This window comes from Psychrobacter sp. AOP7-B1-25 (genome assembly GCF_052376195.1).
Classification (GTDB): domain Bacteria; phylum Pseudomonadota; class Gammaproteobacteria; order Pseudomonadales; family Moraxellaceae; genus Psychrobacter.
Map to the genome: position 1 here is coordinate 16,713 of NZ_JBQSVK010000001.1, position 12,895 is coordinate 29,607.

Here is a 12,895-nt window from a genome sequence, read left to right on the forward strand (position 1 = left end):
TAATTTATCTGTAGTGAGAACATACAATGACTCAATCTATTCGCTCTAGCAAAATGTTAAACACGAAAACTATCAAAAAGACAGTCATGCATATGGCTGTACTGGCAGTCATGAGCACAGCAGTGATTGGATGTAATCGCGGTATTAAGCCTGTTGTTAATGATCCAGTAGAGTTGGTACAAATCGCTCAGCCGATTAGCGTACTACAGCCTGTTTTTAGTACAGATGTTGGCAACAAAAAAGCCAGTAAAAAAGATCCGTTAGATTTGCAAGTTGGTTACGCTAGTAGTCAAATCGTTACTGCCTCGCGCGGTGGTGAGCTATCAGGATTTAATAGTACAGGCGAGCGTATATGGTCAATCAATATTGAAGACCAAATCACTGGCGGTGTTGCAGTGGACGAGCTGAGTCAGACAGCTATTATTAGTACTCGTGGTGGCAAGGTCATGGCGTTTGATAGCACGACTGGTGCAAAGCGTTGGCAGCAGCAGTTGTCAGGTTCGGTTTTGACGCCAGCACTGATTACTAATAACCGTGTCGTACTATCAGCGAACGATGGTTTCTTACATGGTTTGTCGCTACAAACTGGACAATCAGTATGGCAGTTTGCGACTCAAGTACCTGCTATTAGCGTTCGCGGTAGCGCTGCGCCAACTCTATTAGACAATGAAACAGCACTTTTGGCTACCGCTGATGGTCGTCTGCATGCAATTACCGTCGATAATGGTCTTCCGCTATGGTCAAGACGTGTTGGTGTAGGCACTGGTAGTAGTGAAGTTGAGCGCATGAGTGATGTCGATGGCAAACCTATCGTAGATAAAAATCAGTTGTTTGCGATTAGTTATAGTGGTCAGCTATTAGGTATTGATTTGGCCTCGCGTCAAGTGATGTTTGTTAATGAAATTGCGAGCCTCAAATCACTTGCAGTAAATACTCAGCAAGTCATTGCTACTAGTCTAGAAGGCAAAGTAGTTGCTTATGATCGCAACAGTGGCGAGACACTATGGGAAAGTGACGAATTGGCTTATCGTGACCTAACCAATCCTGTGATGATTGGAAGCTATATCGCCATTGGCGACCTCGATGGTGTGGTGCATTTATTTGATCCTGCTACGGGTAGTATCGTTAGCCGCGTAGAGACAAAAGGTAAGCTGACCAACTTGCAGGTTCAAGGTAGTCGCTTAATGACTCAAAGTACTTCAGGACAAGTTGCCATCTGGCAGTTAGTACGCTAATACTTGTACAAATGAGTTCTTATTGGTAATTAACGAAGTGTAATATTGCATTATAACTGTTAAGCCTATTCTTGATTGTCATTTATGAAAAACAAACGCTGCTTAGTCAGCGTTTAGTGCCTTGTGTAAATTGCTTGTTTAAACACAGGCTTTCGCGTACTCTATGCGACCGATGTGTTATCCATATATACTACTTATTTATGTATAATGAGCCATCCTATATATTATTTCTAATCTTAAAATAGCCATCTATTGTTTTTGGTATTGTTCTATCATTCATTTTAATTCACGGTCAATTGCAGCATATCTATTACTATTGTTATGTCACTGGTTATAAGAGTAACTGTACTGCCCGTCATTGTGTCTTTCACTGAGAGTAACCCATGAGTATCAAGCCTGTGGTCGCCTTAATTGGTCGTCCAAACGTCGGTAAATCCACCTTATTTAATCAGTTCACAAAGAGTCGGCAGGCATTGGTCGCCGACCTTTCAGGATTGACTCGTGACCGTCAGTACGGTGATGCAGTTTATGAGGACAAATCCTTTATCGTTGTAGATACAGGTGGTATCGGTGAAGCTGACGATGGTAGCGGCAATATCGATGACTATATGTCTGAGCAATCGCATACAGCGATCCATGAAGCCGACATCATTGTATTTGTCGTTGACGCTCGTGCGGGTATGATTGGTGCTGATGCTGAAATTGGTAAGTTTTTGCATACATTAGGCAAGCCTGTCTATGTCGTAGCCAACAAAGTCGATGGCGTACACGATGCTGCGCCTGCTGAGTTTTATGCCTTAGGTTTGGGCGAGCCGTATCCAATGGCAGCCAGTCATGGTCGCGGTGTGGGCAATTTGCTTGAAGTGCTAACGGCTGATATGCCTGAGCAAGATAACGTAGTAGAGCCAAGAGGCTTGAAGCTTGCCATTATCGGTCGTCCAAACGTTGGTAAGTCGACGCTGGTAAATCGCTTGTTAGGCGAAGACCGAGTAGTGGTGTACGATATGCCAGGTACGACGCGTGATAGTATTTATATTCCTTATCAGCGTGAAGGTCGAGACTATGTCTTAATTGACACTGCTGGTGTACGCCGCCGTGGTAAAATTGATGAAAAAGTAGAAAAATTCTCTGTCATCAAGACTTTGCAGGCGATCGAAGACTCTAACGTAACCGTCATTGTAATTGATGCGCATGAAGGTATCGTTGATCAAGATTTGCACATGATTGGTTATGCGCTTGATGCTGGTCGAGCATTGGTCGTTACGATCAATAAATGGGATGGTCTAACGCAAGATCAAAGAGACTATATCAAACTTGAAATGGATCGCCGTTTCAGCTTTATTCCTTATGTGAAAATACATTTGATTTCAGCATTGCATGGTACAGGTGTCGGTAATTTATACCCGTCTATCTTGCGTGCACATAAATCTTCGATGTTTGAAGTATCGACCAACCGTTTGACCCAGATTTTGCAAGATGCTGTGACAGCCAATCCGCCACCGACCATTGCTGGTCGTCGTATTAAGTTGCGTTATGCGCATATTGGTGGCCACAATCCACCCGTTATTGTGATTCACGGGAACCAAACCAGCGCGCTTCCTAAGAGCTATCAACGTTATTTAGAGAATCAATTCCGTCAAGTATTTAAGCTAGAAGGCACACCGCTTAACGTGATTTTGAAGCAAAATGATAATCCATATGCTAACAAGAGCGATACGCCGACTAAAGCCAAAGCACAGCAATTGCGTCAACGTGAGCGTAATCGATCACAGAAATTTACCACCAAGGACAAAAAGCCTCGTTAATCCTATTATTTTAGGCTTTATATCTTAATTTTTGTGATTAATGTCATTGCGTTCGATAGCGTGATGACATTTTTCTATTAACACGCTATAGTTTGAGCTCTTAAGTAGTTATCTTGCTTAGCCTTAGCGCCTTAAAAATTATTCAAATGTTTTACTTATCACATCTTTAAAATACCTGTACTATAAATGAAAGCTGCCCGCGACTCAGTAGAGTGATATGAACAACCGTTCGTCTCAAACCATTCCTGTACTTATCTGGCGTTCTGTCATACAAGCTGTCGTATTGGCAGTGCTAGCAGGTTTTTTATTGCCTTTTATTTATGGTTTGGTGCATCACTATCAAGAAAAAAGCCAGCATATTCAACAGCTAGCATCCTTATTAACGATTAGCGCATCGACTGCTGATGGGGCAGATGTTGTGGCTGAACAAGTTAATATCTTGTTGGAAAGCGAGCCGACTATTCAAAGTATTGTATTTTATGCAACTTCTGAGGCAATCGGAGAGGTAAATCCCTCGCTTGATGACTGGAAAAATGCTCTATTTGCGCATACTGTCAGCTTTAATTATCCAGTGATTAGCAAAGATATTGGTAGTGTAGTCTCTAGTAATTCTGACTCTAATCAACAGATCACAGTGGCTATATCAGATATTATGAGCGAATCATCAGCGCCAGATTCGTCGTCTGGGGTGGTGACTGAAAATAGTACGTTGATTGGTTATATCAATATTACGATGGATGTAGAGTTGCTACGTTTACATTGGTTCCAGAATATCCTTTGGTTATGGCTGGCAATAGTGATGATGATTGTTGCTTTTGCTTTATATATATTTAGGAAGCTTAATTGGCCAGTTAAGGATATTGAAGCATTGACTCATGTTTGTGATATTGTCACAAATAACGCAGATCTAGAGCAACTTCCAGTTATTCAACAGCAATTCAATTTTCAAGAACTGACCCAAATTAGAAAAGCATTGATCGTGTTGTTTAATCGTCTGCAAGAAGCAAGACAAGGTTATGAGACTCTTGCGGCTTTTGAACAGCAATTGCACAACAAAGATGTGTCACTTGATGTGCAGTTGCACAATTTTCAAAGCATGATTTCTCATGAGTTAAAAACGTCATTGAATGCAATTGTAGGCGGTTTACAACTATTGGAACATGAGACTCTGAGCACAGAGCAAAAAGACGCGATAGAGATTATCAGTAGTGGCAGTGACAAATTGGTATTGTCTTTAGATCATATTATACAGTTAAACCAAATCCAAAAAGGTCAGATAAAAATCCATAAAAATGAGTTTAACCCGTTACAGTTAATCGCTGATCTGCTAGCCAAGTTTGAAAATACAGCTAATCAAAAGGGTTTGAGATTAATCAGTAATATTCATCATATAGACTATAGCTTATACGGTGATTCAGAAAAAATATATCAGATACTATCAATACTGCTCAATAATGCCATTAAATTTACGCCTGTCGGAGAAGTTACGATTACGTCGCAACTAACACACTTTAATAAGAGTAATCGGTGGCAGATTAGCGTGAAGGATACGGGTATTGGTATCGATAATGAACACCTAGACGATATATTTAATCCGTTCTTTCAGGTAGATTCGTCGCAAACTCGCCAGTACGAAGGCTCGGGAGTTGGCTTACCGATTGTTAAGCAAATGGTGCAGCTTATGGGCGCCACTATTGATGTTGATAGTATACTTGGCGTAGGTACACAATTTACGCTGACCATAGCGATGCCCAATCAACAGCAATCAAAACAGCAGCGCTTATTGTCTGGTCTAACAATTATTTATTATTACTATCATGAGACAGGCTCTTTATTGGATGAACTGGAGTATCTAGGGGCTACGATTATTTGTCGTCAAAGCTCTCAACTTGTCATAGAGGGAATGCGTAAGCAAAAAGTTGACATGGTGATGTTTGCTGAAGATGTTTTTCCAGAAAATGCAGAACTACTGGCCAAGCGAGTACGTCAGTATGAACGTAATGAGGATAGTCAGAGTGAGCGTCGCGCGTTATTAGTATATTGGTATCCACAGCATCGAGCGCGCTATGTAGATAGTTTTGAGTATGGTTTAAAAGCAGCTGGCGTTGATTACTGTCATATTGCTACTTATAAAGAAAAAGCGTTAAGCGACCTATTAAAACAGTGGTTGGTTTAGTCGTATTACTATTTATAAAATCCGTTTTCTCTGGTCGTCAGTTATAGACATTCTACTAAGAATGTCTTTCGTCTTTTCACTATCACCTCACTACCAATGCTTTTTCTCATTAGAATACATATAAAAAGAAAAAAGACGCCTACTTTGCGGCGTCTTTTTAAACGGTTTTTGACCAGTATTACTTTCTAAAAATCCTCTTAGAAAAGATTCTTGACCCAGCGTACGATATGTTCCCAAGTACGGCTCATAAAGCCTGACTGTTCGATATCATTGGTTGCAATGATAGGAACTGAAGCTACCGCTTTACCATCAATGACAGCCATCATTTTACCAACTTCCTGACCTTTCTTGATCGGTGCTTCTAAGCTCTCAGGAACGTCAACCACCGTTGTAATTTTATTTTTCTGTGTTTTGCTGGTTAGAATTTGCAAGTTGTCGCCAGTTGCCAATTCTACTTCGTCAGCTTCTCCAAACCATACTGGAAGCTTGCTGACAAACTGTCCAGTGGGTGCTTTGGTAACGGTTGTAAAGTGCCCGAAGCCCCAGTTAAGTAGCTCACGTGATTGATCAGCGCGCGCCTGTTGGCTCTTTGTACCCATAATGACAGATATTAAGCGCATGCCTTCACGGTTACTAGAGGCGACTAAGCAGTAACCTGCGGCATTTGTATGGCCAGTTTTTAGGCCGTCAACTGTTGGGTCAGTAATGAGCAAAGCATTACGGTTACCTTGAGTAATGCCATTATAGGTAAACTCTTTTTCTGCGTAGATACTATAGTAGTCGCCACTGTTTTTGATAATAGCGCGAGCAAGTTTAGACAAATCCAAAGCGGATGCTAAATGGCCTTCATCAGGCATACCAGTAGCATTGACAAAGTTAGAGTTCTCCATGCCAATTTTTTCTGCTTGTTCGTTCATCAGGATTGCAAATGATTCCTCACTGCCAGCGATATGTTCAGCCATGGCTTTTGATGCATCATTACCTGATTGAATGATAATACCGCGTAGCATGTCGATGACGCTGGCGGTTTTGTTCACAGGCACATACATACAAGATTGGCTACTACTACCACGGCACCATGCGTTTGGACTCATCAATACCTGATCATCCTCTTTCAGATCACCTGACTCCAAGCGCTGCTCAATGATATAACTGGTCATCATCTTAGTTAGAGATGCTGGCGGCAATGCCTCATTGGCGTTTTTTTGGGCCAAAATTTCGCCAGTGTTATAGTCCATCAACACGTAGGCTGTATTATCCATCTCAGGTGGTTGTATGGCTGCGTTTGCCATTACTGCACTCGTCGAGATACTTACACCAATTACCAGCTGTATCAGCTGGTTTTTCACACGCTTTACTGTCATATATCATTACACCGCATCATGGAACCAAATGTATTTATCGCTTATGTTTTGTACCTATTTTCATACATTATTTTAAGCAGCATGTCTTAGATGCAGTGTTTAAAATAATGTATTAGCAAAAATAGTGACGCCTACACAATAGACATAAAATTAACGCCTTATCTTAGCAAAATGACTACCGATGGGGAATCGATAAATGCAAAAATAAGATCAGCTTGAAAAGAAAAACAAAGGCCTATCATATATTCGTCGTAACTATAATCTGACTAATTTCTATGACAGAAAATTTAACGCTCATAAAAAAGCCTGCTGCACTGCTTGTGATTAACAAGTGAAGTGACAGCAAGCTTTGATGCTATAAATACTTAAATAATTAGTTGATGAGGTTTGCCTAGTCAACGTTATAAAAGGTATATAGCGTTTGTTTTGTTATTATTGATATCGTCATTCGAAAACTATAATGCTAGTAACAGAACCAAGCTAACTAAGTGTTTAGTAGTCTGCGTTCGCTAAATCTTGACATAGTGCTTTGTTTTCTTGCTTCGAGAATCCCATCGTCCAACCGCGAATACCTTGAAGTATCTGACGATAGTCTTGTTGTGTAGACAAATATTGAATAGCCGCTTTTGGATCTTCTAAAGTCGGCATCAGTTCATGCAATTGGACAGTATACGACTTATAAAACCGCTGTTTTTGCTTGCCGTTTAGCATTGGTGGGCATATTTCTGATAGCACCTGCATTACTGCAATTTCGTGCTTAGTAATGTTGATACCAGATAGGTCTAGCGGAATGGTCGTACCAGAATCATTTGCAGCATTAGAAGCTTGAGACAGCATAGCAACAGACGTTATCAATCCTGCAATCCCAACTTTTGAGGCAGTGTTTGCTATCACAGAAGCTATAGATAATATCGATTGTTTATTCATTCAGTATTACACTCGCTCGTCTTTATTTAATGGTCATATGTTAATCGGTAAGAAAACAAAAGTCACATAAAATATTGATTTATGTGTAGATATCTTGTGAGCCAAAACCATTTTTTAGCAACATATCAGTAGCATATCCTAATGACGTTACTTCAGTATCATTACATCGGTTTGTATTGTTGTAGGGTGTTGCGTATTGTAACGCGATGCTTAATCGAGTGATTACTGTCTATTTGACACAGATTTTGTCACGTCATTTTTATCATATAATCATCAGCGTAATACTAAGAATGATACTTTGCTCAAGACAGGGTTCGTGTCTTTATATTATTCAGTTATAATCGCCTATGCCATCAAAATGATTATTTTTTACTAGACTGAAGCGTCATGTTGTTGGAAAATTAAAGTAATATGTTTTTACTTTGAATATGGTTATCGTCATTTGATGGCTGTTTTAATCAGAGACTGTACGATAGCAGAATCATTCAATAGAAATGTAAGTAATAAAATATTAACCACATATTGAGTAGAAATGAGATTTTTAATTAGTAATGATGACGGTGTATATGCGCCAGGGTTATTGGCACTGTCTCAAGCATTATCAGCTATTGGTGAAGTAATCGTCGTCGCCCCCAATGATGAACAAAGCGGTTATGCTAGCGCGTTGAGTGTCTCAAGACCACTGCATACGCACCAGCTGCCCTCTAAGTTTGTAGCGGTAAACGGTTCACCAGCTGATTGTATTTATTTAGCATTACATGAGTTATATCGTGATACTGATTTTGACTGTGTAATTACAGGCATTAACTCAGGGGCTAACTTGGGGCAAGATGTGATGTTCTCTGGTACGTTCGGTGCTGCATTGACTGCGCAACTATCTGGTATTCCTGCTATTGCAACGTCTTTGGTAGGTGGGGGCGTCAAAAATGGCGGACAAGAATCAGCCAGTGATTATAAAGTGGCCGCACATGAAATTGTCAAATTGCTTACTGAAACTTCGATTTTAGAGGCTCTCAAAAATTTGCCCTATCATGTATTAAACGTTAATATTCCTGACGTGCAGCATACCGATGATATCAAAGGTCAAAAAATAACCTCATTAGGTCATAAGCAAGTTGCTCAGCCAGTACGTCACATGATAGATCCTCGGGGCCGGGATGCGTATTGGTTGTCTCTACGCAAATGTAAAAGTGCGCGACCATTAGAGACGTCAGTTGATACGATGCAGGTGAATCAGGATGCAATGACGGATTATCAAGCCATAGAGGCAGGGTGTGTCAGCTTGTCACCAGTACGTCTACATCATACGCCAGCGGTAGCGCTAGATAGATTATCAACACTTGCGCTATAAACACTATAAGATATCATCCACACCAGCTTACTAAACACAACCGTGTTATGAGAATGTCAAAAAACTTTTGAGTGATATCAAGAGCTTTTGAATGATTAAACCATGAAAGAGCAACACAAAGAATAGGAACCTTGTATGAAAAAAATCATAGCTGGAGCGCACCTTGTTAAAGCCGCGTTGATCGGTACTATGGCAGTCGCTACTCTATCTGTAGTCGGTTGTGCAACTAAGCCTACCTATCAATCAGCGAACCAGGCAGGTCCTAAGATTATTACTAACGCGCAAGGCGTCCCTAACTATCATCGTGTACAACGCGGCGATACGGTCAGCCAAATTGCAGGGCGCTATCGATTGAACTATCGTCAAATTGGGGCGATGAACAATTTAGATAGTAAATACACGATTTATAGTGGTCAATGGCTTAAACTGTGGCAAGGCAATGCGGCAACTACTGCAAGCAACAATCGCTACAGTGCCCCAGTTCAATCTCAACCAACTTATACGCCACCTGTGACCCAATCTCAAACACCAGCCTATGAAGCCACTGCCAACTCAACCTCTGGTTATGACTATCCTACGCGCAATCCAGTGACGCGTAATATTGACCCTGCTGCAGGTAATATGGGTATGTGGTTTGCAGGTAAAGTTGGTGATCCAGTACTTGCCAGCCAATCGGGAACTGTGCTTTACTCAGGCAATGGTTTACCAGAATATGGCAATCTAATTATGATTCGTCATAGCGATGATTACATCACAGCTTACGCGCATAACAGTCAATTGCTAGTAAAAGAAGGCGATACAGTACAGCGTGGTCAACGTATTGCTAGTATGGGTAGCAGTGGTCAAACCAATGAGGTAGGCTTAGAGTTTCAAGTTCGCTTAAATGGTAATCCTATTGACCCGCGTAGCGTACTTGGGCGTTAGATTTAAATAATAGCTACGGATAGCTTGGCGACTGTGAGCCATTTTATTTATTCATGTTTGAGATTTTTTATGAGATTAAAAAAGCAATACCTCACCTTTGTACCAGCATTAGTGATGGTTGGGTGTACGAGTCAGCAAGCAATGCAGAGTAAACCTGTTCGTCAAGGCGGCGTTGAGATTACTCAAACTCAAACCGTTCAGGTCAAGCCAACACCTGCACCAGTGGTCAAGCCGCAGCCTGCACCCAAACCTAGCTATACTAGCTTTTCTGATTGGAAGTCAGACTTTTCTACGCGTGCCGTATCGTCAGGCTATGATACCCAAGTGATCAGTCGATTACTCGATTCTGCTTATCTAAATCAGCAAGTGATATCGTTAGACTCGGGCCAGCCTGAGTTTTCTAAGATGCCATGGGAATACGTAGATTCTGCTGTATCAAGTGGACGTGTTAGTGTAGGGAAGCGAAAATTTGCCGAGCAGCGTGCTTATTTGTCTCAGCTAGAGTCTCAGTATGGGGTTAATGCAGAGATTATCGCTGCGATATGGGGTATGGAGTCATCGTTTGGTGCTGTGACGGGTAATAGTGATTTGCCAAGTTCGCTTGCTAGCCTTGCTTATGACGGTCGTCGTCAAGCGTTCGCTGAAACGCAGCTACTATCGTTAGCGACCCTGCTACAACGTGGTGACGTATCATGGTCACAGCTCGATGGCTCTTGGGCTGGCGGTATGGGGCAAACACAGTTTATCCCTGAGACTTGGCTCAAACAAGGTGTCGATGGTGATGGCAATGGACATCGTAACCCTTGGGCCACTGGTGATGCACTAGCGTCAACGGCCAACTATCTCAGTAACTCAGGTTGGGTTCGTGGCTTAGCGCCATTTTACGAGGCAACCGTACCAGCTTCGTTTGATTACTCAGTAGTTGGTAGCAAACAACCTGCTGCCAGATGGGCTGCGATGGGCGTCGATACGATAGAGGATGTTTACTTAGATGCCAATACTCAAATGGAGCTATGGTTGCCAGCCGGTAAGGACGGTCCAGTATTGCTGTTGAGCCCAAATTTTGATGTAATTAAAGTCTATAACAACTCATCTAGCTATGCACTAGGAGTAAGCTTGCTTGGTAAGTCAATTGATGGACAAAGCGGTCTACGAAAGTCATGGCCTCGTTATGAGCGTCCATTATCGACCACGCAAGTGACTAACTTACAACGTCGTTTGACTAGTATGGGTTATGATACCAAAGGTGCTGATGGTATCGTAGGTACCAATACTCGCATGGCGTTCCAGCGCTGGCAAGCAGATAATGGTCAGACGCCAGATGGATTCATTACTCAAAAAAGTGCGTCTTCATTAGCGTCTTGGTGAGCTAAGATAGCTGCGATGATACAGTGGATAAAGGTGACTATTTTTAATTGTACTTAGTCATTGTTTATTAGCCACTGGTCATTAGGCGTTAGTTTACTTTGTTCTATAAAAAGCACCTTGCCTAGGTGCTTTTTTTGTCTCAATCTATGTTTGATTTTACCGACATCTTTAACTCAATGAATAATGCAATAAATATCAAATACTGAGACCAGTTCAATCTGATTTCATCTAAAACTTATCAGGACAAGGTTAATACAAGAAAGTTGATACTTTGAATGATAGACTCTAGATAATGTGTTCTTTAACGATGACTTTTACTCATAGTTTCCAATGACATTTTACAAAGACCATTTTTAATAACAGTTTCGATTACGAATAATTAGAACGACAGAAAGAGCGTGACCTTATGATTACCATGGAAGAATTACAAGCTGCGATACAGCAACGGATAGATAATTATCATATTACCGACTTTCCGCTACAAAAAAGAGCCGTTTACACTCTAGAGTTGCTAGACAGCCTAAATCATATACTGGCTCAAGATATTGCTTCGCCCTTCGATGTGCCGAGACAAAACCTGTCTGCGATGGATGGCTATGCGATTGCCATAGGTAGTGAGTTATCAGAAAAAAGTACGATAGAAATCGTTGGTGAGTCGCAAGCTGGCAGTGCTTATACTGGTGAAACAGCAGCGGGGCAAGGGGTGCGCATTTTTACTGGTGCAATCGTACCAGATTGCTGTGATACAGTTATTATGCAAGAGAATACGAACTTTGCAGATATCAGAGCGACCGTTGATAAATCTCGACCTTACAACATCACGCTCACACAGGCTGCTAAAGTTGACAACAATATTCGCTCACAAGGTGAGGAAATTGAGTCTGGTGAAGCCGTTTTAAAAATTGGCAAGCGCCTGAATCCTGCAGATATTAGCTTACTTGCGAACCTTGGTGTTAGCCAAGTTAACGTGTTTCAACCGCTCGTCGTCGGTGTGTTGGCAACAGGTGATGAACTTGTAGCTATTGGTAATGAGCTGCAAAGCCTCGCCCAAATATATAATTCTAATACCCCAACGCTCAAAAGCCTGCTATCAGATCTGCCTATCACCATTCGTGATTATGGCATTATTCCTGATAACTTAGAGCAGACAACGATCGCGATTCATGAAGCCATGCAAGACTGTGATGTACTGGTTTCTACTGCAGGTGTGTCAGTTGGTGATTATGATTTTTTAACGACTGTAATTGAAATGTTAGGTCAGATTAACCATTATAAAGTGGCAATGAAGCCTGGTAAGCCTTTTGTATTTGGTGAATTAAACAAACACCTCGATAAGCCAGTATTGTATTTTGGTCTACCAGGTAACCCGCTCTCTACGGTCGTGGGTACGCTACAGTTTGTGATACCTGCATTATGGCAAATGTCAGGTGCTAGCGTGTCGGAGCAGCCGATGCCACTAACTATCAAAGCCAAACTCATCAGTGAAATCAGAAAATCTCCTGGTCGCAAAGACTTTCAGCGCGGTATATTGTCACGAGACGAGAAAGGTCATTATCAAGTTGAGTGCTTCTCAAGGCAGCAGTCACATAGAATCAAGCAGCTGAGCCGCGCCAATTGCTTTATTGTATTGGACAAAGACAGTGGGAACGTAGCAGCTAGTCATGACGTCGTTGTACAACCGTTTCCTTGGCTACATCGCTAATTCATCGTTTGCCAATTTATTGTAAGGTGGTTGTACAAAGTGA

The 12,895-nt window shown here is 41.6% G+C and carries 9 protein-coding genes; 7 read left to right on the plus strand and 2 right to left on the minus strand.

Annotation, left to right across the window (positions count from 1 at the left end; all coding sequences use genetic code 11):
- Window positions 1–26: 26 nt before the first annotated feature.
- The 3 genes from bamB to ACT3QR_RS00100 all read left to right on the plus strand — a co-directional run bounded on the left by bamB (window position 27) and on the right by ACT3QR_RS00100 (window position 5,216).
- Window positions 27–1,235: an outer membrane protein assembly factor BamB gene (gene bamB / locus ACT3QR_RS00090; protein ID WP_444519388.1), complete on the plus strand. Its 1,209-nt coding sequence runs from the start codon at window positions 27–29 to the stop codon at window positions 1,233–1,235.
- A gap of 383 nt (window positions 1,236–1,618) precedes the next feature.
- On the plus strand, window positions 1,619–3,040 hold the full coding sequence (gene der / locus ACT3QR_RS00095; RefSeq protein ID WP_444519389.1) for a ribosome biogenesis GTPase Der: 1,422 nt from the start codon (window positions 1,619–1,621) through the stop codon (window positions 3,038–3,040).
- Between the two features lie 217 nt (window positions 3,041–3,257).
- Window positions 3,258–5,216 carry a sensor histidine kinase gene (locus ACT3QR_RS00100; RefSeq protein ID WP_444519390.1) on the plus strand — a complete coding sequence of 653 codons (1,959 nt, stop codon included), beginning with the start codon at window positions 3,258–3,260 and terminating at the stop codon, window positions 5,214–5,216.
- 197 nt (window positions 5,217–5,413) lie between these two features.
- Here the strand turns inward: ACT3QR_RS00100 and ACT3QR_RS00105 are convergent, their stop codons facing one another.
- Together ACT3QR_RS00105 and ACT3QR_RS00110 are read right to left on the minus strand one after the other, a co-directional pair.
- Window positions 5,414–6,580, minus strand: coding sequence for a D-alanyl-D-alanine carboxypeptidase family protein (locus tag ACT3QR_RS00105; RefSeq protein ID WP_444519391.1), 1,167 nt, complete (start codon window positions 6,578–6,580; stop codon window positions 5,414–5,416).
- Between the two features lie 492 nt (window positions 6,581–7,072).
- On the minus strand, window positions 7,073–7,507 hold the full coding sequence (locus ACT3QR_RS00110; RefSeq protein ID WP_444519392.1) for an MCR_0457 family protein: 435 nt from the start codon (window positions 7,505–7,507) through the stop codon (window positions 7,073–7,075).
- Window positions 7,508–8,039: 532 nt separating this feature from the next.
- Here ACT3QR_RS00110 and surE point away from each other — a divergent pair.
- From surE to ACT3QR_RS00130, 4 genes are all read left to right on the plus strand, one after another.
- Window positions 8,040–8,858: a 5'/3'-nucleotidase SurE gene (gene surE / locus ACT3QR_RS00115; protein WP_444519393.1), complete on the plus strand. Its 819-nt coding sequence runs from the start codon at window positions 8,040–8,042 to the stop codon at window positions 8,856–8,858.
- 135 nt (window positions 8,859–8,993) lie between these two features.
- Window positions 8,994–9,782: a peptidoglycan DD-metalloendopeptidase family protein gene (locus tag ACT3QR_RS00120; RefSeq protein ID WP_444519394.1), complete on the plus strand. Its 789-nt coding sequence runs from the start codon at window positions 8,994–8,996 to the stop codon at window positions 9,780–9,782.
- A 69-nt stretch (window positions 9,783–9,851) separates the two neighbouring features.
- Window positions 9,852–11,150 carry a lytic murein transglycosylase gene (locus ACT3QR_RS00125; protein WP_444519395.1) on the plus strand — a complete coding sequence of 433 codons (1,299 nt, stop codon included), beginning with the start codon at window positions 9,852–9,854 and terminating at the stop codon, window positions 11,148–11,150.
- Window positions 11,151–11,556: 406 nt separating this feature from the next.
- Entirely contained in the window at window positions 11,557–12,852 is a 1,296-nt protein-coding gene (locus ACT3QR_RS00130) for a molybdopterin molybdotransferase MoeA (RefSeq protein WP_444519396.1), read from the plus strand.
- The last annotated feature ends 43 nt before the right edge of the window (window positions 12,853–12,895 follow it).

Bases quoted from the DNA above. Each gene is read 5' to 3' on its own strand.
- surE (WP_444519393.1), top strand. From the start codon at position 8,040: ATGAGATTTTTAATTAGTAATGATGACGGTGTATATGCGCCAGGGTTA.
- ACT3QR_RS00130 (WP_444519396.1), top strand. From the start codon at position 11,557: ATGATTACCATGGAAGAATTACAAGCTGCGATACAGCAACGGATAGAT.
- ACT3QR_RS00110 (WP_444519392.1), bottom strand. From the start codon at position 7,507: ATGAATAAACAATCGATATTATCTATAGCTTCTGTGATAGCAAACACT.
- bamB (WP_444519388.1), top strand. From the start codon at position 27: ATGACTCAATCTATTCGCTCTAGCAAAATGTTAAACACGAAAACTATC.
- der (WP_444519389.1), top strand. From the start codon at position 1,619: ATGAGTATCAAGCCTGTGGTCGCCTTAATTGGTCGTCCAAACGTCGGT.
- ACT3QR_RS00120 (WP_444519394.1), top strand. From the start codon at position 8,994: ATGAAAAAAATCATAGCTGGAGCGCACCTTGTTAAAGCCGCGTTGATC.
- ACT3QR_RS00105 (WP_444519391.1), bottom strand. From the start codon at position 6,580: ATGACAGTAAAGCGTGTGAAAAACCAGCTGATACAGCTGGTAATTGGT.
- ACT3QR_RS00100 (WP_444519390.1), top strand. From the start codon at position 3,258: ATGAACAACCGTTCGTCTCAAACCATTCCTGTACTTATCTGGCGTTCT.
- ACT3QR_RS00125 (WP_444519395.1), top strand. From the start codon at position 9,852: ATGAGATTAAAAAAGCAATACCTCACCTTTGTACCAGCATTAGTGATG.